Source organism: Niastella caeni (assembly GCF_004834005.1).
GTDB classification, from domain to species: Bacteria; Bacteroidota; Bacteroidia; order Chitinophagales; family Chitinophagaceae; genus Niastella; species Niastella caeni.
On the sequence record NZ_STFF01000003.1, the window covers coordinates 152,422 to 173,271 of the forward strand.

Sequence of the window (20,850 nt, forward strand, 5' to 3'; positions counted from 1 at the left end):
TCGGTTTTTATTGGTACAGCCATACCCGCATCAGCGACAGCAACTGCTCAATGTTCACCGGCTTTGAAACGTAATCGCTCATTCCTGCTTCCAGGCATTTTTCACGGTCGCCTTTCATGGCTTTTGCTGTCAGCGCAATGATAGGCAGCTTATTATAAGCGTTCATTTTACGGATAGCCACGGTGGCCTCATACCCATCCATTTCGGGCATCATAATATCCATTAACACTATATCAATATCCTGTTGTTGGTTCAATACGTCCAACGCAACCCTGCCGTTCTCTGCTACAAAACACTTCATGCCTTCTTCTTCCAGTACATTACTGAGCGAATAGATGTTACGCATGTCGTCATCTACGAGCAGTACTTTTTTATTCTTCAGAATTTCTTCGGTACGATGGAGTTTGCGAATGATCTGCTGCTTTTCTTTCGGTAGTTTCGATTCAACCCGGTGCAGGAACAGCGCGGTTTCATCCAGCAACCGTTCTTTTGAGTTAGACGTTTTCAGCACCACGGTATTGGCCAGTTTCTCCAGTTGCCGTGCTTCGTCCTTGTTCATATCGCGACCGGTATATACGATAATGGGGATCTTGTTCAGCATTTCACTTTCTTTTATTTTCTCCATCAGTTCAAACCCGCTCATATCAGGTAAACCCAGGTCGATAATAATGCAATCGAATCGTTCATCCTGCAACATGGTATATGCTTCCTGCCCCGTATAAGCCGCAAAGGATTTTATATCGCCATTACCTATAAGCTCACGAATGGCTTTGTTTTGTTGCGGGTTATCTTCCACTACCAGCAATTTTTTCAGTTTGCGGTTCATAAAGTCCTGGATGCGGTCGAAGGCGCTCTGTACGGCATCGTGCGTAAGTGGTTTGCGGATAAAATCAAAAGCGCCGAGTTCCATGCCTTCTTTTCGCCTGTCGTACCCCGACATGATCTGTACGGGTATATGCCGCAATTCGGGATCATTTTTCAACAACCGCAACACTTCCGAACCATCCAGCACCGGCAGCTTCATATCCAGTATAATCGCGTCGGGGCGGTAATACCGCGCGAGACTTAAACCAGTGTTGCCCTGGTGGGCGATTATGCCCTTGTAACCTTTTTCACGGGCAATATCCAGGAGCACATGTGAAAAAGACACATCATCTTCGATGATAAGGATGGTTTTATCGTTATCCCTTATGCTGTAACGGTCATCCTCCGCATCCAGGTGTGGGGTAGGCACATGCGCTGGAATTACCGGCAGGGCGGGAAGTTCCTTTTTTGCGGCAGGTTTTCGGATCTCAATACTCTTCTCCCCTTTTGTAACAATAGCCGCATCAAATTTTAACGGCATGTACAGGGTAAAGGTGCTGCCCTTGCCTTCTTCGCTTACCAGGTGTATTTCTCCGCCTAAGGCCCCGGCCAGTTCGCGGCTGATGGATAAGCCCAGGCCGGTGCCGCCAAATTTTCGTTTGGTAGACCCATCGGCCTGTTGAAATGCTTCAAAAATAATACCCTGCTTGCTTTCGGGAATGCCTATGCCTGAGTCGGTCACCGAAAAAACGATCACTTCAGGTAAGCCACGCAGTTTGCCATTCCGGAGGGATGCATTAGGCGGTTGTACATCGATGGTAACGTCAATTGTTCCCTCTTTATCGGTAAACTTAAAGGCGTTCGAGAGCAGGTTGCGCAAGATTTGTTCGAGCCGTTGTTTGTCGGTGAACAGGGATGATTGAAAATGTGCTTCCTTACAGTTTATATTAAATTCAATATGCTTATTCCTGGCAATTTCGCCGAAAAGCTGGTTCAGGCTGTGGCAGAGATCGCTAACCGGCACTTCTTCGATCTCAATTTCAATTTTACCGGCTTCCACTTTCGACAGATCCAATATTTCATTAATGAGGTTCAGCAGGTCGGTGCCGGAATTATGGATATTCGTGGCAAACTCAATATCCTTTTGGGAAAGCGATTTGTTTTTGTTTTCAGATAACAGTTGGGCCAGTATCAGAATACTGTTGAGCGGTGTGCGCAATTCGTGCGACATATTGGCCAGGAACTCCGATTTGTATTTACTGGTAGCTTCCAATTCGCGGGCCTTGGTTTCCACATCTATTTTGGCCAATTCCAGCTTTTCCTTTTGTTCTTCGAGCAGGTTGGCTTTTTCTTCGAGCTCTTCATTGGTTTGCTGCAACTCTTCCTGCTGGGCTTTCAGTTCACCTTCCGACCGTTCGAGCAACTTCGTTTTTTCCTCCAGTTCTTCATTGGTTTGCTTCAGTTCTTCCTGTTGCGCTTCCAATTCTTCCGCCTGGCGTTGCGTTTCTTCCAGCAGCTCTTTTAGCTGGGCTCTTGATTGAGACGAGTTGAAGGCAATTCCAATACTTTCTGAAACAATCTTCAATAACTGCATATCCAGGTCAGATATTTCGCGCGTCGCGCCTATTTCTATCACGCCTTTTACATTGTCGTCATACAGAAACGGGTGAACAAAAATATTCCGCGGCGTTATTTGCCCCAGGCCTGAATTCACTTTCATGTAATCATCGGGGACATCGGCAAATACAATAGGCTTTTTTTCAAGCGCAGCCTGTCCTACCAGGCCCTCTCCTATTTGAACCTGGTTTGTATTTCCTTTCCGATGAGAAAATGCATAACTGCCAACCAACATCAACTGATCGTTTTCAACCACATAAATGGCGCCCACCTGTGCTTTTAAATAAGAAGTAAGCAAATTGATCACCTGCTGGGCCAGGTCTTTCACCCCTTTTTCGCCGCGTAAAATATCATTCAGCTGCGTGGTGCCCGTTAACAGCCAGGTGCGGATCTCGTTTTCCTCCGACAACTTTAGCAGGTTGTTTTTCATGTTTACCAACGCCTGGCTCAGGAGATCGTCTTTACCGCGTACTAATATCACAGGAGAATAATCGCCCCGGGCAATGGTATCGGCAATTACCGTATATTCTTTGGAAATCTGTATCAGCTTGTTAAAAGAAACCGCCAGATCACCTATTTCATCTTTGGACGTCATCGGAACTGTAAGATCCGTTTCTCCCAGGGCTATACGATCGGCCGCGTTTTTTATCACCTGCAACGAATTAACAATGGTACGGATAACATAGAACAATAATAGCGCAATAATGATGATAACGACCAATACGATAATAACCCCGCTGATCAATGCTTTTGAAATAGCTGCCTGCTTTTCTTTGGTCAGCTCGCGGGTATTGATGATGGACTGATCTTCCAGCTCTTTTAATCCGTTCAGGTAGGCAGTCGCGTTGATACGCCATTGGTTAACAGGAAGAGTGGAGACAACAGCCGGATCATTAATTACCGAATCAATCAACCTTCTTGTTAATACAGTGGCCGGACTGTTCAGTAGTACATTAAAAGCCATTAGTTGCTCGGGGGTCGTATTTTTATAATACCGGTCAATATTGTTCTCAAATTTTCCTTTCAGCCTGGCAAATTCAGCAAATTCACCTTTTCGAAACCCTTTGTTCCCAAGAGCGAGATGCAACCGCATACGTAACTGGCCCAAATATCCTTCTGCGTTTAGCAAATACAGGTGTGTTTCAACGAGGTTCCTGATCTCGGGGTCCTGCACATTACGGTAGGTAATGTTCCCATCATCTATCAACAGGATGCTCATAATGGAATACGATCTGGCCATGGTGTCAATATCAGCCGTTAGTTGATTAACGCCGGTACGTAAATCCGCCAATGCTGTGAGTGAGGTTATTTTCTTGTTCTTTTTCTGCTCTATAAGCAATTGCTTCAAGGCGGCAATAGCCTTGTCGGTTTCCATTCGCTGTACGAGCAACTCGGCCTTTTCTTCCTTTCCGCCACTGGCTACATAACTGATCGAATACCCGCGTTCCTCCAGCAGGTTATGAATTATATCGGAGATCTTTTCAATTTCCAGCACATCGTTATAAACCCGCAGAATATTTTGCTTTTTAGAGAGCTTATCAGTTATATCAGCCGTTAAAAAATACAGTAAGGTTGCTAAAGGGATGAGAGAAACGAGCAGTAATTTGTTCCTGATTGACAGATTTCTGATAAATTTCATAGCAATATGCAATTATGCAGCATTACACCTGTAATGGCTGCAGGTATAAAAATTGCTACGACAGACTTAACCTGTACAGTTTTTTACGCCGATAGTATCCTACTTTCATCGGCGTAAGACAATCTTCTAATCAGGAATCCTAAATGCGAGTGTACTTAATCAGAATCTTAAAAGTATAAGCCATGTAACCTGTTGGGCTGGTTGAAATTACGAAATATATATGAACTTAATCAATTAATAATTTATTGACTATTATCAATTTCAAATGGGGAATGGTGAGTGGTAAGTGGTGAGTGGCTCAAATGAATGCAGCATTCATCAGTTTTCCGCCTTCAGCGTTCGGCGTTTTGCGTTTTGCGTTCTGCCTTTAACAAAAGGCACCCCGCGATTGCGGGATGCCTCTCTTCATTCACATAATCCTAAAATTCGAAATTCAGTTGTTCGTCTTCGCCCTTCTTTATATTAACACGAATGGTATTATCGCTCGTTGCGAAAACCAAAGATAAGGCTCACCTTTCACGTTTAACGTCTCACGTTTCACGTTAACGTGTCTAAAAACAAAACCGCCCCCGTACCGACCATAGTCGGGGACCACGGTTGCAACCAGGCGGCTTGTTTTCAGAACAAATTGATCCTTAGTTTTCTTAAATTCCTGTACCTTCCAATGTTGATGTGACTACCCGCATAGATCGTTACCAGGCTATTGGCTGAGCCAACAGCCGAATTATATTATACTTTATTTTCGATCAATCAATTTTGACGACGTGAAATTAATATTCCTTGCCAATACCTACGGTAGTGAAGCGTTTATATTAGGGTATCCAAATGTTGCCTGTTGGTAGTATAATGCGTATTTATTGGGTATGATTTGTCAATTGCCGCTTTTTTTATTGTCAGCCTGGTAGGCAGAGGGCACTTTTCCAAACTCTGTTTTGAAGTATTTGGAGAAATATTTGGGGTTATTAAAACCGGTTTCATACGCAACTTCAGCGATTGACATATTGGATTTTTCGAGTAGTTGAGCAGCGCGTTGCAGGCGTACGGATCGTATAAATTCGATAGGCGTTTTACCAGTCAAAACAAACAACCGTTTGTAAACAGCGGCCCGGCTCAATAACAGCGCACGGCTTAATTCCTCTACGGTAAATTCAGCATTGGAAATATTTTTCTCTACTATAGTCAATGCATCCTGCACAAATTTTTCATCGGGCGAAGTGATCTGTACATCTGTAGTTTTTACCGCTATCTGTTTGGTAAATGTTTGTTTCAAAGATTGCTGTTGCCGTAACAGGTTCTTTATTCTGCTTACCAGTATTTCAAAATTGAAAGGTTTTGTCATGTAATCGGCTGCACCGGTTTCAATACTGCGTAACTTTTGTTCTTCACCGGTGAGCGCTGTTAATAATACAACAGGAATATGCCTGGTACGCTGGTCCAGTTTTATCTTCTTACACAATTCAATACCATTCATCTCAGGCATATTGATATCGCTCACAATAATATCCGGATGCGCTGATAATGTTTTTTGCCAACCTTCCCGCCCATTCACAGCTTCAACAATATTGAAACATTCGCGCAGGTTGTCTTTCAGATAGAACAAGAAGTCTTCATTGTCTTCCACCAGCAGTATGGTAAATTCTTTTTTACCGGCGGTAACCGGATCGCTCACCATAATTTTTTCATTGGCTTCAGTAACCTCTTCCATCACTATAGTATCAATAACAGCAGGCGTTATTTCTTTTACCGGTAATAAAACCGTAAAGGTGGAACCTTTAAACTCCTCGCTTTCCACACTGATAGTGCCTTCGAGCAGGTTCACAAACTCTTTGGTAATGACCAGGCCAATTCCACTACCCTGGTTTACCATGTTACCAGGCACATCATGCTGAAAGAAACGTTCAAATATTTTTTCGTGCCGGTTGGGAGGAATTCCAATGCCGGTGTCTTTTATTTTTATTTCCAGTACTGTTTCATCGGCCATTTTAGTGGCGCTTACCTCCACGGAAACCGTACCATTTTCTGAAGTGAACTTAAACGCATTGGAAAGCAGGTTGAAGATGATCCGTTCCAGTTTGTCGTGGTCGAATTTGGTAAACATGCTTTCCAGCGAAGCGGTATAGGAAAACCGGATCTGCTTCTTTTCAGCGATATCATTAAATGAGCATACTGTTTCTTTGATGAATTGAGCGATATCACCTTCGGCAGGATGCAATTTTAATTCATGCACTTCCATTTTGCGGAAATCGAGTAGTTGATTCACCAGGTTCAACAATCGCCGCGCATTGCGGTGGATCAACTGGTATTGCGAACGCTGGGCAGGTACTTCTGCAGCCCTGATCATTCTTTCCAGCGGCGTTAAGATGAGTGACAGCGGGGTCCGGAATTCATGGCTCATATTAGTAAAGAAACGGGTCTTCATCATATCCAGCTCACACATGCGTTTTGCTTCCTTTCTTTCCTGTTCCAGGGCAATCCGCATCTCAGTTCGTTGAATGATCATACGTCGTGCAAAAAACAAAATGGCCAGCGCTGTCAGCAGATACAACGCATATGCCACTGGTGTTTTCCAGAAAGGGGGCAGCACAACAATGTTTACGGCGATGCCCTTTTCATTCCATACACCCTGGTCGTTGGCGGCTTTTACATAAAACGTATATTTCCCGGGATCAAGATTGGTATAGGTTACTTTGCGCGAACTGCCATCGGTATACAACCAGTTATCGTTAAAGCCTTTCAGGCGATAGGCATATTTATTTTTCCGGGTATTGATATACCCCAGTGCAGCAAATTCAAGAGAGAAAATATTTTCATCATATCGCAGCGTTATGGCCTCAGTTTCTGTTATCGCTTTCTGCAATATGACCTGGTTGTTGATCTTGTCGCCTGCTTCAACATTCCGATTAAATACCTGCAAGGCGGTCAATACAACAGGCGGCGCATTGGTATTGATCTTTAATTTAACGGGATCGAACAGGTTGAACCCATTAGGGCCGCCGAAAACAATTTCTCCCCTACCTGTTCTTAACGCCGCATTTTCGTTGAATGCTGCCCCCTGCAAACCATCGAACCGGTCGTAGTTAATGCAACTGATGCGAATGCTGTCTTTTAGCGTACCTGTATATGTTACCCGGCTGATGCCATTGGCCGTACTAACCCACAGGTCATGCGTTTTATCTTCTAAAATGTTAAGAATAGCATTGTCGGGCAGGCCATCTTCTTTTCGAAAAACCTGAAAGCTGTTGTTATGCGGGTTGAAAATATTCAACCCATCGCGGGTGCCAACCCAAGTTAAACCCCGGCTATCATTGTAAATGGTTATAATATTGTCATTGCTCAGTTTGGTATCCCTGCTTACAAATTGTTTAAAGACGCCGGTATTTTTATCCCGCACATCAATGCCATAGGAAGTACCAATCCACAAGTTGCCGGCATTGTCTTCTGTAATGGCAGCAATATAGCCGGAATGCACAGAATTTGGCGCCAAAGGTTTGTAATGTGTAAACCGGTTGGTGGCACGGTCGTACCATTCCAATCCAAATTCCAGCGTTCCGATCCAGAGGTTTTTATTCCGGTCCTCATATATTTCCCAAACGCGGTTATCAGAAAGGCTGGTGCTGTCTTTCACACTGTGTCGATGATGCGTAAAGGTTTTACCATTATAACTATCGAGCCCGCCATAATACGTCCCGATCCATAAAGTGTTGGTATGATCTATACAAAGACTTACAACTACATCGTTGGTAAGACTATTGTCATTGGCAGGATCATGCCTGAATTGTTTATAGGTGTTATTGGCGCGGTCGAAATAAATAAGCCCGCCCCCATTGGTGCCGATCCAGATATTTCCTTTTGCATCTTCTACAAACCTGTTGACATCATTAAATGGCAGGCTGGTTTTATCGGAAGTTTCGTGCCGGAACAATGGAAATTTTATAACGCCTTCGTGGTAATAATTAATTCCCTGCTTGAAGGTTCCTACCCAGATAATACCCAGATCATCTTTGTACATTTCTGTAAGGCTGTTCTGCGCAAGACTGCTTTCATCACCCGGCTTATTCAGCAACACCTGTACTGTCATGTCCTTCTTATTGAGAATATTAAGCCCGCCATGATCTGTCGCGATCCACAATAACCCCCTGTCATCTTCTACCAATTTTACAATAATGTTGCTGCTGAGTATGGGCGTGCCTTCATTGTTGGAAATTTGCTGCAGGGTATTGTATTTGATATTCACCCTGAATATCCCGTTGATAATGCCGACGCCATAAATCCACAGATCGTTCTGTGTATCGATAAAAAGCTGGTAGTCTAATTTATTAGCGCCCTTTTTCTGTTGCAGAATATCGGCACGGGCAATTACTTTTTTTGTGAACACATCCACCTGTTCAATCAAACCATTGCTATAGAGTATCCAGACATTATTCTTCAAATCCGTTTTAACATCGGCAATGAAACCGGTTTGCGACGTGGGGTTCTTTATAACAGGAATTGCCGGCTGATCATTTTCAAGATAATAGATACCGAGGTCCTCATATACAAATAAGAATCCTTTTCCTGAAGGAACAATATCAGTGAGCCCATACCCGGGTAAGCCCAGCTTCTGCAAATATTTATCAGCCCGGCGGTCAAATTTTTCTGTCGATGGATCGTACAAATTAAAACCGCTGCGTGACTGCATCCATAATTTGTTATAGGGGCCAGCTACAATCTTTGAAATGTAATCATCATTCAGGGAGCTGGTATCATTTATCGAATGCCGGAAAATTTTAAATGCATAACCATCGTAGCGGTTCAGTCCACTCATGGTACCAAACCATATAAACCCTTTTTTGTCCTTATAAATACAATTTACCTGGTTATGAGAGAGGCCCTGGTTAAAATCGAGGTGAGTAAAATGATATGAATCGGGTTGCTGCCCATACAACAGGCTCGCAAAAAAGAAACAAACAGGCAGCGCAACCCCGTTTTTAATAAAAGATTTCAAATATGGCAGCATAGGGCACTATAATAAACGAACCAGGACATTAAAAACTTTCATGAAGTTAATATTTTTTTGATGCAGGCACGAATAATGGTATTATTGACCCCAAATTTTCGAAATGAAGCCCGCCTTATTCACAATTATAAGCATATTAATACTATATAGCTGCAATTCAACAGAAGAGGAGAATGGCCCTTCAGCGCCTGTTACCCCCGCCATAAAGTATAAAGAAGTAAACTATTTTCTACATGACACCACTTTGTTTACAGAGGGTTTGTTGGTACACGAAGGACAATTATTTGAAAGTACAGGTTCGCCAGATATTACCAGGAGATCATTAATTGGTATAAATGATCTGAAAACAGGCAACTTCATTAAAAAAGTTGAGCTGGCCAATAAGGATCATTTCGGCGAAGGCATTGTATTTTTTAAAGACAAACTGTATCAGCTAACTTATAAAAACCAGGTAGGGTTTATTTACGATGCAAAAACGTATAAAGAGATCGGCCAGTTCAAAAACAGCAATAAAGAAGGATGGGGTTTCACTACAGATGGAACGAACCTTATCATGAGCGATGGCACCGACTCCTTAACTTATTTGAACCCCAATGACCTGAAGCCTGCCAGAAAAATAAGTGTAACAGAAAATGGAGTCGCTCGCGATAGTCTTAATGAACTTGAATATATTAGGGGATACATTTATGCTAATATCTGGCTCACAAACAATATCGTAAAGATCAATCCGGCAGATGGTAAAGTGGTAGGTAAACTCGATCTGAGCCAGTTGGCATTTAAAGCCATGCTGTTGAGGCCTGATTGTGATGTGCTAAATGGCATAGCCTATGATTCCACAACCGATTTCATATATGTAACCGGTAAATTATGGCCGCATATTTATCAAATACAACTCACCGCTAAATAGCCTGCTCCCCTACGCCGGTATAATATGCATGGAAGCCAAAAACAGGAAGACCAGGAACAGGGTTACGGCAATTATTGTTATCATACAATCAGGGTTAAATATCAATTAACAAATGTAGTAAGAACACCTGTTTTGAACGCGCCTAATTTCAAAAGCATTGAAAATTTAAAAACCTGGGTTCGCAAAGATTATATTAGGAGACTTCGGCGTAATTGTTGGCGTGACGAAATAGACTCGCCCCAGCCATTTCAACCACAAAACACATAATTGCATAAGACTGCTGAATTAGCCAAATAAAAAACGTGAAAAACACCTGTTTTTATAACGCATAAATTATGTAATCTCGAAAATTCAAGAATACAACATGATCAAACTAATATGAAAAATGGCAATACGTCAAAGTCAAAATAAAGTGAAAAATAATCTGTTAGTTGCCATTGTATTATTCTTCATAATGTGCAATCTGGTTTCATGCGCACCTGAAGGAAACACTTACAAAGAGTATGGCTTTTTCTCAGGCATACTGCATGGCATTGTGTTCTTTTTTGCATTAATAGGTAAATTATTTGGTGCAGACATAGGTTTATATGCACAAAATAATTCCGGCTTCTTTTATTGGGTGGGTTTTATTATTGGATTAGGCATTCTTGGAGGCGGCGGTACAGCTTCAAGACGATAAAACTATTCACCCACGCGAACCCAGCACCGCCCCCAACGCCATCAATGCGGGCAAAGCCTGAATGAAAAATATCTTTTTACTGGCGGTAACAGCGCCATAGATACCGGCGACAATTACGCAGGAGAGAAAGAATACCGCCACATTGGTGCTCCACGCTTTATCAGTTATGAAGAATGACCAGATCAGCCCTGCGGCGAGGAAGCCGTTGTACAGGCCCTGGTTGGCCGCCAACGTTTTAGTAGGCGCAAATAACTCCGGACGTAAAGATCCTTTGAAGGTCTTCTTCCCTAATGTTTCCCAGGCAAACATTTCCAGGTATAAAATATACAAATGCTCCAGGGCTACCAGGCCCACCAGGATGTTGGCAATTATTTCCATATTAAAATGATTCGTCAATAAGTTCTTTGTTAAGAGCAGCGCCCGCAAAACCGCCGCCCCCTATTGCCAATGACACCGCACGCATCATAACCGTATTGTCACCGGCGGCATACACACCCGGCACAGTTGTCTTATACATATTATCAACAGACAAATATCCCTGTTCCGTTAAAGCACATCCCAGTTGCATGGGTATCTCGCAATGCTGCACAAAGGGAATCTTCGAATATACAGCTTTCAAAGCTATAGTAGAACCGTCTTTGAACCGTACCTGATTCAATTGTCCGTTCGTGTGTTCAAATGCGGTGATCTCCGTTTCAATGACCGGGATATTATGCTGATGCAGCTTCTCCGTTTGCACTAAAGTTAAGGTTGATTTTCCATTTGTAAAAAGGGTGAGGTCCGCAGTCCAGTTGCTGATCAGTTTGGCAAATTCAAACCCTATGTCGCCATTGGCCATAACGCCCGTTTTTTCATGCCGAACTTCGTAACCATGGCAATATGGACAATGAATGGCCGTAATTCCCCAGCATTCAGCAAACCCTTCAATAGCCGGCATCTGGTCTTTAATACCGGTCGCAAATAAAAGCTTCTTCGCTGAAAACACCTCGCCTGCAGCCGTTGTAATGTCAAATCCCTGGTCATGTTTTGCACCTGAAACGGCAAGTCCGTTATGAAAAGTTACCGTATCGTATTTAAGTACCTGTTCCTTCGCCTCCATCGCTATCGCTTTTGGCGTTTTGCCGTCGTGTGTTATGAAATTATGCGAATGCGGCGTTTGCCGGTTACAGGGCAAACCGCTGTCTATTATAAGCACCTTTCGTAAACTCCTGCCTAATGCCATCGCTGCGGATAATCCTGCATAGCTGCCGCCTATAATAATTACATCGTACATTTTGCCTGCCATAGTATTTAATTTTCATCTGATAGAATATCGCAAATGTAAGGAAAGTTTTCACATTTGCAACAAAGTTGCATATCTATCGGCAGCAAGCTATTTCCCTCCCGGTTTCAGCCATCGTCGATCATTACATACTATAAAGAATATGAAAACTAATTGCAAGCTGCGGCAATCAGGTACTAATCAGGTACTAAAACCTATGCATCAGCGCTTAACCGTAGTTGATTTTTCGTTTATACGTTATGTTACTCAAATCGTAAATCATTTTCCTGATTGCGTAAGCAGGTTGTTGCGTCCTGGTCTTTTCTTTGCACCACAATTTCATTCTCCTTCCAAAATAACAAATTGTACATGGTAAACAATTGTTATAAGTGTTCGCTTTACCATAACGCATACCATTTGTTAATGACTGGTGCTGAGTGACCGGTATGCACACTTTAAACTGTTAAGACCTTTTCCAACTATTTACCTGTTTATCGTACCTGCGCTGTAACGGAAGGAGAACCAAATACAGTGTAGCGTATGCCTAAACAGGTTTCTTTTTATTGATACAGGTGCTCCCCGCCGAAATCATCCATTGCTTAAAATAACTATACTATATAGCACATCGCATTTTATTAAATGAAAAACAATGAAAATCACACTTCGTTTCGCGCTGTTATTATTTTTTGTATCCGGTTTACATACTGTCCTGGTGGCGCAGCAACAAGGCGTTCTGCAGGGAAAAGTTACCACCGCTGATGGTAAACCGGCAGAAGGTATTACAGTTGGGCTCGCTAATAAAAAGTTAGCCACAGCTACCAACCAACAGGGCGAATACAAACTGACCGGTATAAAACCCGGCAGCTATACAATCCGTGTTACTGCTGTAGGCCTGCAACAAGTTGATAAAGCAATCACCATTAATGAAGGTGAGATCATTGTAACCGATTTTGTTTTGACCGAAAATCACGCTTATCTGCAGGAAGTAGTAATTGCCGCAGGCAAAAACAAACCTTATTCCAACGGCAGTGAAACTGTTGCCAAAATGCCGCTGGCCCGCCTCGAGAATCCCCAGGCATATACAACAATTTCGAAAGACCTGATCAGGGAACAGATCATTACCGATTTCGGAAATGCCCTTAAAAACACACCTGGTTTATATAAAATACAAGGTAACCGCGGTATTAATTCCGACGGTGCAACTTATTATTCATTGCGTGGTTTCCGTACTGAAGTGTCGCTGATCGATGGCGTGCCTTCTCAATCAAATGGCGAAATGGACCCCATTAATGTGGAAAGAATTGAAGTGCTGAAAGGCCCTTCGGCTACTTTGTACGGTGGCGCCGTAACTTCATTCGGTGGTCTTATTAATGTTGTTTCCAAAAAGCCCACTGAAACACCCGGCGGCGAGATCTCTTATTTTGCAGGCAGCTATGGCCTGAGCCGCGTAACCGCAGATGTATATGGTCCGGCTAACAAAGAAGGCAACCTGTTGTTCAGGTTAAACGCCGCTTACCAGAATCAACAGAGCTTCCAGGATGCCGGTTTTAGAAAATCATTGCTGATCGCACCAGCCTTTGAGATCCGAGCCAACCATAGATTCAAAATAAACCTGAACGCCGAGTTCTATAATGCAGAAATGACCAGCCCTTCGGTTGTTTTCCTGAACCGTACCCGGCAATTCGTTGCCCGTACACCTGATGAATTAAAATTTAACTGGAAGCGTTCCTATACCACGAACGACCTTACCATGAAAACGCCCACAACCAATATGCGGGCCGTGGCTACTTATAAAATAAGCAAGGACTGGGCTTCACAAACCATTCTCAGCAGCAATACGCGTAAATCAGACGGTTATTATCAGTATGAGTTTATTCGCAAAGCTACTGATGACTCCCTCGAGCGTAACATCACCATCCAGAATACGATCAACACCGCTTTAGATGTACAGCAGAATTTTACAGGCCATTTCATTACCGGTCCGTTGAAACACCGGTTATTACTTGGGGTTGATTATGTAAGACTGAAAGTGAACAACGACAATTCTCCCTATATTGTTTTTGACTTTGTGAATGGTCAGTTTTATGATGACCGGAACTATTCGAAAATATCGCGCTATGCGGTAGACCAGAAAATAGCCGCCAGCACCCTCGCTCCTACCCGCAATCATACCACTCAGGAAATATATAGCGCTTATGCATCAGACGTGGTGAACATAACCGATGAGTTCATGGCAATGCTGAGCGTTCGCGTAGACCGCTTCATCAGCAAAGGCACGCGCAATCATATAGCAGATACATTACTGGCTTTTAGTGAATATAATCAAACTGCAGTGTCGCCTAAGTTCGGATTGGTATACCAGGTGGTAAAAAACAAAGTGTCGTTGTTTGCCAACTACATGAACGGCTTCAGCAACGTAGCTCCGGTAAACCAGGGCGGTTCAGGCATCTCACCTGTACTAAAGCCCCAGCAAGCCAACCAAAAGGAAGCGGGTGTAAAGCTGGACCTGTTTGATAATAAGTTAAACATAACCGCCAGCTATTACAACATCAAAGTAACCAATATGAGCCGGGCTGATGTTCTTATAAAAGACTCTACACCTTATAATATCACTGTTCAGGATGGCACCCAAAAAAGCAAAGGATTTGAACTGGAAGTACAGGCGACCCCTGTCACCGGGTTGAACATTTTACTGGGTTATAGTTATAACGACAGCAAATTAACGAAGGCAACCGCTGCCGTACAAGGAAGACGTCCGCCTTCTGCCGGTCCTGTCAACCTGGCCAATGCATGGATCAGCTATACATTACCCACAGGTAATTTAAAAGGACTGGGTATAGGCTTTGGCGGTAATTATGTTGACAAACACCTTACGGCCAACTCTGCTGCTACCGGCATATTTACACTGCCTTCTTACACTTTATTAAATGGAACCGTGTTCTATGACGCTCGCTGGTATCGTTTAGGTGTTAAACTAGATAATGCTACTAATGAAACATATTTCGTGGGGCAGGGCGTATTGAGCCCTCAAATGCCTCGCAGCTTCACAGCAAATGTTACTGTTAAATTCTAGTTGTTATCTTCCATGTGATGCATCGTTTAATGGCCTGGGTTTATACCCGGGCCGTTTGTTTTTTATATATGTTCTGCAAAATAAAATCAGTTCCTTAAATAAATAAGCAGTACAAGTCTATCTTACAGGTCGGATTTATCTTTTTGTAATCCTATTGTAACATTTGTGTAAACGTGACTAACAATTTCCTTATCGCGTAACCGGATAATTGATTTAGTATTTATATTGCACCCGCATTTTTTCTTCTCCTTCCGATCACCAAATGTTTGCATACGCAGAACATTTGTAATAATCCGGTTTTATTGAAAAGTAAACCGTAAGCAGTACCAGCAACTCTCTGGCTGCATACGGATATTGTTTGCAGTTTTCCAACCGCGAATGATATGCTATTATTGGTTTATACCTGATTTCACTGTTAAAATTTATAATTCACGCAAAAAGCTTAACGCGAAACGCCTAGCGGCATAAAACCGCTTACAGCGTATGAGCGCCTCTGTGCCCAAACGAAAAGCCTGAGGCGAAAATAGTATGCCATGCAGCGTACTGGAATTGTATTGCCTTAAACGTAAAACGAATAAAGCAACGCAAAGGACCACTTATTGCCAGTATTCAGGCATTCAGCGTTATGACTTTAGCGTTCAGCGTTGAGGATTCATTAAATATAAAACCATTAACTATTAAAAAGTCATCAAACATGGAAACGATCACCGCATCTGCGCGACAACAGGTTGCTACGCCGGCGCATCCCACCAAGGCGGGACAGGTTATTACGGGTCCCGGCGTATTGCCACCGCCTATGAGTCCATTGATCATTGACGTTACACCCAAAGAACGAACTGCTATTTCAAATGTGGCCAATATACTGGCGAAAGCATTTGGTCATTATGAACACCCCGATTATATTTCATCATTACACCTGAATGCGTTTCAATTATTGCCTGAGCGCGTTGCAGGTCTCTTAAGCCGTTTTGGTACTGATTTCTCACGCAACCAATATGGCGCACTCGTATTAAGAGGGCTCACGGAGGTTGACCAGGACACCCTGGGCCCTACGCCCCCTTCCTGGAAAGAAACCGATTATAGCAAACTGGTCAAATATGGATTTATTTGCTCCCTGCTGCATGGCGCCATACCGTCAAAACCGGTACAGTATTATGCACAACGAAAGGGCGGCGGTCTATTGCATGCCGTTATACCCGATGAGAAAATGAGCCATACCCAAACCGGCTCCGGTTCCCGCACTGATCTGTTTGTGCATACCGAAGATGCTTTCTTATTTAACCAGGCCGACTTCCTGAGCTTCCTTTTCCTGCGCAATGAAGAACAGGTGCCTTCTACTTTATATTCCATCCGCTCGCACGGCGATACGAATGAGGTCATGGAGGAATTGTTCAAGCCAATTTATAAATGTCCGAAAGATGCCAATTATGCCGATGAAGAAAATGGCGAAGAAGAAGTGACTACTTCTATATTATATGGCAATCGGAAAAGACCTTTCATTCGCTTTGATGCCGCTGAACAGATCTATAATGAAAAAGCCGGACAAACGCCGGAGGCCATGAACAACCTCGTACGTTTTTGGGATGAGGCCAAGCAACTCATCTATAATAGTTTCATTCCCGAATCGGGCGATCTCATTTTTGTAAACAATCACCTGTGCGCTCACGGCAGAAACTCTTTTGTTGCCGGCTACCGCAACGAAAATGGACAATTGGTGAAATGCGAACGCCGGCTCATGTTGCGCATGATGAGCAAAACCAGCCTCATCAACATCAGTTCGGTTACGCACACCGATGACCCATATTTCATTATGGAAGAGCACTATGGAAAGCTTTTTCACACCGATCCCTCACACAAATAACAGACGACAACAATGGAAAAACAAACCTTGATCTCTCTATACGCCACGGAACTACCCGGGCACGAAACCGATGACAATGCCTGTAATGATATTTTTCATGAAAACACAGAAACCGAATACCGGCTGGCCATCAGAGCGGCGGCCGAACAGGTATCGGGGTTCTTAAAAAATACAAAGAAGCCGTTCAGCGGTATTAAGCCGGCTACTTTATTAGAAGAATTTGAAGACATCAGCCTTGATAATCCACTGCCTGATTATAAAAGCCTGTTTGATGAAGTGAATGCTTTATACATCAAGCATGCCACAGCTTTTCATTTGCCGCAATACATTGCGCATCTCAATTGCCCGGTGGTAATACCAGCGCTGGCTGCCGAAGTGATCATCAGCGCTATCAACTCGTCGCAGGATACATACGACCAGAGCGCCGGCGGTACTTTTATTGAACGCCGCCTTATTGACTGGACTGGTCAACAGATCGGGTACAATGAACAATGCGATGGCGTGTTTACCGGCGGCGGCTCGCAAAGCAACCTGATGGGCCTGCTGCTGGCCCGCGATTATTACGCACTTACCTATTTAAATCACAATATCAAATTACAGGGTCACCCGGCAAACGCAAATAAGTTCAGAATATTTGTGTCGGAAAAGGCGCATTTCAGCAATCATAAAAACGCCTCGCTGATGGGCCTCGGCGAACAGTCGATCGTAAAAATTGCTACGGATGAACGTTTCCGCATGGATGCAGCACTACTGGAACAGGCGATCCAGTTGGAGATAGAACAAGGCAACATTCCTATTGCCATCGTTGGAACGGCAGGTACTACCGATTTCGGGAATATCGACCCGTTGCAGGAGATAGGTCGCATCGCTGAACGATACAACCTGTGGTTCCACATAGACGCTGCATATGGTTGCGGGTTATTATTGTCGGAAAAATACCGCTACCTGTTGAATGGTATTGAACAGGCAGATTCGGTAACGATCGACTATCATAAATCTTTCTTTCAACCCATCAGCAGCAGCGCTTTCCTGGTGAAGAATAAATTACACCTCAACATCATCAGGCACCATGCTGATTACCTGAACCCCAAAGAGCAGGATTATGATGAATTGCCCGCCCAGATCAATAAATCCATTACGCAAAGCACCCGCCGGTTCGACGCGTTGAAACTCTGGTTCACATTGCGGTTAATGGGCAAGCAAAAGTTGGGTCAGTATACAGACAGGATCATTGACACCACGGAGCAAGCGGCCTGCCTGATAGAATCATCCAATCATTTTGACCTGTTGAGCCATTCCGACCTTGGCGTACTGGTATTCCGGTACGTACCGCAACTCGTACCAGCTATTGATGTATGCGCCATGAACCTGTATATAAAACAAACAATGTTCTTCAACGGTGAAGTGCTGGTGGCCAGCACCAGGGTGAACGGACAATTCTATCTAAAATTCACCATCCTGAATCCGCTCACGACTATTAAACACATTCAAAACATTTTAACAATAATAAAGAAGCATGGAAAAGATTATGAGCAACGCCGCCACACACCGGCACACAGCGGAACAAATTAATTATACGGCGCTCATCAACAGCTATTGCCGCGAGTTCAGCAACTGGAGCCGGTACCAGGGCATTCCCAGGTATGATGATGTGCTGGCCGACTGGTTTCATGATACCGGTCATACCATGCATGTGCGCATTGACTTTACGTCGATAGGATCTGAAGTATATATTCCTTTACAATACTATTCTGAAACCGGTATCCATAGTTTTTATTTTCCGGTGGCGGAAAGAGAGCTGGCCACCAATAGCATTCAGGAAATAAGCCCGTTCCGTTTCCTGGATCTGGTTACACAATATGCGCAAACCAACTACCCGGAGGCAAAAGCAACCCGTACGGCCCACCTGATGCAAAACAGCATCGATAACCTTGGCATTTACCTCGACAGGTTCGAATCAAATCAACCTGCCATTGATAATGCGCAACAAACCTTTATAGAAGCGGAGCAATCCTTGTTGTTAGGACATAGTTTGCATCCGCTCACAAAAACAAGGGAAGGATTTACGACTGACGACCTGTTACAGTATTCACCTGAAACACAGGCCCGCTTTCCCTTGTATTACTTCTTAATTCACCCGGAGTATGTGATAGAGAAAAGCACGGAAGCTACCCTACCCTGCGATTGCCTGAAACAGGAATTGATGGCAGGCGAACTTTCACCTTCTATCAAAACAATTCTGCGGGAATATTACGATTACAAGATCGTACCTACGCATCCCTGGGAAGCACGTTACCTCTTGCAACAACCAGAAGTGCAGGAAATGCAGGCAAAGGGATTGTTATTCAGCCTGGGGGAAGCCGGCGCTGCTTATGCGCCAACATCGTCTGTCCGCACCGTTTACAATGAACAAAGCGACTGGATGTACAAGCTGTCGTTGCATGTAAAGATCACCAACTCGTACCGCGTAAACTATCCGCATGAGTTGTATCGCGGTCATGATGCAGCGCGGTTGATGAAAACCAGTTGGGGCAAGGCTTTACAACAATCGTTTCCTGAAGTGGAATTCATTACCGATCCCGCCTGCATTATGGTAACCTGGAATGGCGCTGTGATCGACGGGTTCACCACCAGTATTCGCAAGAATGTTTTTAAAGGAAGCAACGCGCAAAAGAATGTATCGCTGGTAGCAGCGCTGTGCCAGGATGGAATTGCCGGCAATACGCCGCGTATAGTAAATATCATCCGCCAGGCAGCCAAACGCCGGGATCGACCTGTTCCCGAAACAGCGCTCGACTGGTTTACGCAATACCTGAACGTGTGTGTAAAACCATTGATCGGTATTTTTAACCAGTTTGGCCTGGGCAGCGAATACCACCAACAGAACATCCTGCTTGAAATGGACGCTAACCTGTTCCCGGCTAAAATATATTTCCGCGATAACCAGGGCTTCTTTTTCCGCGAAGGCAAGGTGAATGAGTTACTGCAGGTGATCCCTGATTTTGGCAACAACAGCCGGTCGTTCATTCCAGAGGAACGTATGTACCGGTATTGGGACCATTACCTGATCTCAAACAACCTGTTTGGACTGGTGAATGCATTAGGCAAAAACAAACTGGCCGATGAAGTGACGCTGTTACGGATGACTTATGAATTGTTATCATCATTGCGGGAAACGGATACAACAGGATTGGTAAATCATTTTTTGACCAGCAGCAAACTGAACACCAAAGGCAACCTGCTTACCAGCCTTAACAATATGGATGAAGCCAGCGCGCCGCGGACAAATCCCGCCGTGTATCGCACGTACTACAATCCATTGAATAAATATTTCTTTAGCAATACGCTGATCAATCCAGCTTCAAAAGAGACCTTATACAGCCGCTATTTCTCCAAGGAAAATGTGACCATCAGTGTACGGCCAATGGACCTTGACCGCGACCTGGAGATGCTGCATGAATGGTTTCATCGCGAACATGCCCTTAAGATCTGGCAGATGAACTGGCCCATCAGCAAATTGGAAACCTATTACCGTACGCTATTGCCCGGTGATATGTTGTACGCCTACATCGGCGAAGCCAATGGCGAGCCCTCTTTCTATTTTGAAGTGTACTGGGCCATCCGCGACCTGGTTGGCGAGTACTATGACGTGCTACCAACCGATTATGGTACGCATCAATACATCGCATCGATTGATCCCAAAAAGAAATACGTCTCGCCTTCTACCCAATGCATGGTGGATTATGTTTTTGCCCAACCACAGGTTGGCAAAATGGTAGGCGAAGGATCGGTTGATTCGCTGGCATCGCTGATGAACAAGTTGCACGTAGGCTTTAAAATTGAAAAGGTGATAGAAATGCCGCACAAAAAAGCCAACCTGAACTTTTGTTACCGCGAATGGTACTGGGCCAAATTTCCACAAAACAAAAACATTATCATAACGCCGAATGCTTAACGCCAAATACACCTATTGCGGGCGTTTGCATTCCGCGTTTAGCTTTCCGCTCACGAAA

General features: G+C 43.9%; 10 protein-coding genes. 6 read left to right on the plus strand and 4 right to left on the minus strand.

Translation table 11 applies throughout. The annotated features are described in order from the left end of the window. Nucleotides 1–7 precede the first annotated feature (7 nt). Nucleotides 8–4,060 (minus strand): response regulator, encoded by a 4,053-nt coding sequence (locus FAM09_RS12135; protein WP_136577387.1) that lies wholly within the window; start codon nucleotides 4,058–4,060, stop codon nucleotides 8–10. A gap of 871 nt (nucleotides 4,061–4,931) precedes the next feature. Then, complete coding sequence (locus FAM09_RS12140; protein WP_243751654.1) at nucleotides 4,932–9,044, minus strand: hybrid sensor histidine kinase/response regulator transcription factor; 4,113 nt, start codon at nucleotides 9,042–9,044, stop codon at nucleotides 4,932–4,934. A 115-nt stretch (nucleotides 9,045–9,159) separates the two neighbouring features. On the opposite strand from FAM09_RS12140, the gene FAM09_RS12145 reads away from it, so the two are divergent. Beyond that, a complete protein-coding gene (locus tag FAM09_RS12145; RefSeq protein WP_136577389.1) occupies nucleotides 9,160–9,963 on the plus strand; it encodes a glutaminyl-peptide cyclotransferase in 804 nt (267 codons plus the stop codon). Nucleotides 9,964–10,348: 385 nt separating this feature from the next. Continuing rightward, nucleotides 10,349–10,642, plus strand: coding sequence for a hypothetical protein (locus FAM09_RS12150; protein WP_136577390.1), 294 nt, complete (start codon nucleotides 10,349–10,351; stop codon nucleotides 10,640–10,642). Between the two features lie 6 nt (nucleotides 10,643–10,648). Here FAM09_RS12150 and FAM09_RS12155 read toward each other — a convergent pair whose 3' ends face one another. Together FAM09_RS12155 and FAM09_RS12160 are read right to left on the minus strand one after the other, a co-directional pair. Further along, nucleotides 10,649–11,020, minus strand: coding sequence for a DUF1304 domain-containing protein (locus FAM09_RS12155; protein ID WP_136577391.1), 372 nt, complete (start codon nucleotides 11,018–11,020; stop codon nucleotides 10,649–10,651). A 1-nt stretch (nucleotide 11,021) separates the two neighbouring features. Beyond that, a complete protein-coding gene (locus tag FAM09_RS12160) occupies nucleotides 11,022–11,927 on the minus strand; it encodes an NAD(P)/FAD-dependent oxidoreductase (protein WP_136577392.1) in 906 nt (301 codons plus the stop codon). 625 nt (nucleotides 11,928–12,552) lie between these two features. Here FAM09_RS12160 and FAM09_RS12165 point away from each other — a divergent pair. The 4 genes from FAM09_RS12165 (at nucleotide 12,553) to FAM09_RS12180 (ending at nucleotide 20,792) form a co-directional block, all read left to right on the plus strand. Beyond that, nucleotides 12,553–14,976 carry a TonB-dependent receptor gene (locus FAM09_RS12165; protein ID WP_136577393.1) on the plus strand — a complete coding sequence of 808 codons (2,424 nt, stop codon included), beginning with the start codon at nucleotides 12,553–12,555 and terminating at the stop codon, nucleotides 14,974–14,976. A 694-nt stretch (nucleotides 14,977–15,670) separates the two neighbouring features. Further along, nucleotides 15,671–16,837 carry a Fe(II)-2OG oxygenase family protein gene (locus tag FAM09_RS12170; protein ID WP_243751655.1) on the plus strand — a complete coding sequence of 389 codons (1,167 nt, stop codon included), beginning with the start codon at nucleotides 15,671–15,673 and terminating at the stop codon, nucleotides 16,835–16,837. Nucleotides 16,838–16,849: 12 nt separating this feature from the next. After that, on the plus strand, nucleotides 16,850–18,409 hold the full coding sequence (locus tag FAM09_RS12175; protein WP_136577394.1) for a pyridoxal phosphate-dependent decarboxylase family protein: 1,560 nt from the start codon (nucleotides 16,850–16,852) through the stop codon (nucleotides 18,407–18,409). Continuing rightward, nucleotides 18,354–20,792: a GNAT family N-acetyltransferase gene (locus tag FAM09_RS12180; protein ID WP_136577395.1), complete on the plus strand. Its 2,439-nt coding sequence runs from the start codon at nucleotides 18,354–18,356 to the stop codon at nucleotides 20,790–20,792. The genes FAM09_RS12175 and FAM09_RS12180 overlap by 56 nt, the downstream gene beginning before the upstream one ends. The last annotated feature ends 58 nt before the right edge of the window (nucleotides 20,793–20,850 follow it).

Bases quoted from the DNA above. Each gene is read 5' to 3' on its own strand.
- FAM09_RS12135 (WP_136577387.1), bottom strand. From the start codon at position 4,060: ATGAAATTTATCAGAAATCTGTCAATCAGGAACAAATTACTGCTCGTT.
- FAM09_RS12145 (WP_136577389.1), top strand. From the start codon at position 9,160: ATGAAGCCCGCCTTATTCACAATTATAAGCATATTAATACTATATAGC.
- FAM09_RS12150 (WP_136577390.1), top strand. From the start codon at position 10,349: ATGGCAATACGTCAAAGTCAAAATAAAGTGAAAAATAATCTGTTAGTT.
- FAM09_RS12155 (WP_136577391.1), bottom strand. From the start codon at position 11,020: ATGGAAATAATTGCCAACATCCTGGTGGGCCTGGTAGCCCTGGAGCAT.
- FAM09_RS12160 (WP_136577392.1), bottom strand. From the start codon at position 11,927: ATGGCAGGCAAAATGTACGATGTAATTATTATAGGCGGCAGCTATGCA.
- FAM09_RS12165 (WP_136577393.1), top strand. From the start codon at position 12,553: ATGAAAATCACACTTCGTTTCGCGCTGTTATTATTTTTTGTATCCGGT.
- FAM09_RS12170 (WP_243751655.1), top strand. From the start codon at position 15,671: ATGGAAACGATCACCGCATCTGCGCGACAACAGGTTGCTACGCCGGCG.
- FAM09_RS12175 (WP_136577394.1), top strand. From the start codon at position 16,850: ATGGAAAAACAAACCTTGATCTCTCTATACGCCACGGAACTACCCGGG.
- FAM09_RS12180 (WP_136577395.1), top strand. From the start codon at position 18,354: ATGGAAAAGATTATGAGCAACGCCGCCACACACCGGCACACAGCGGAA.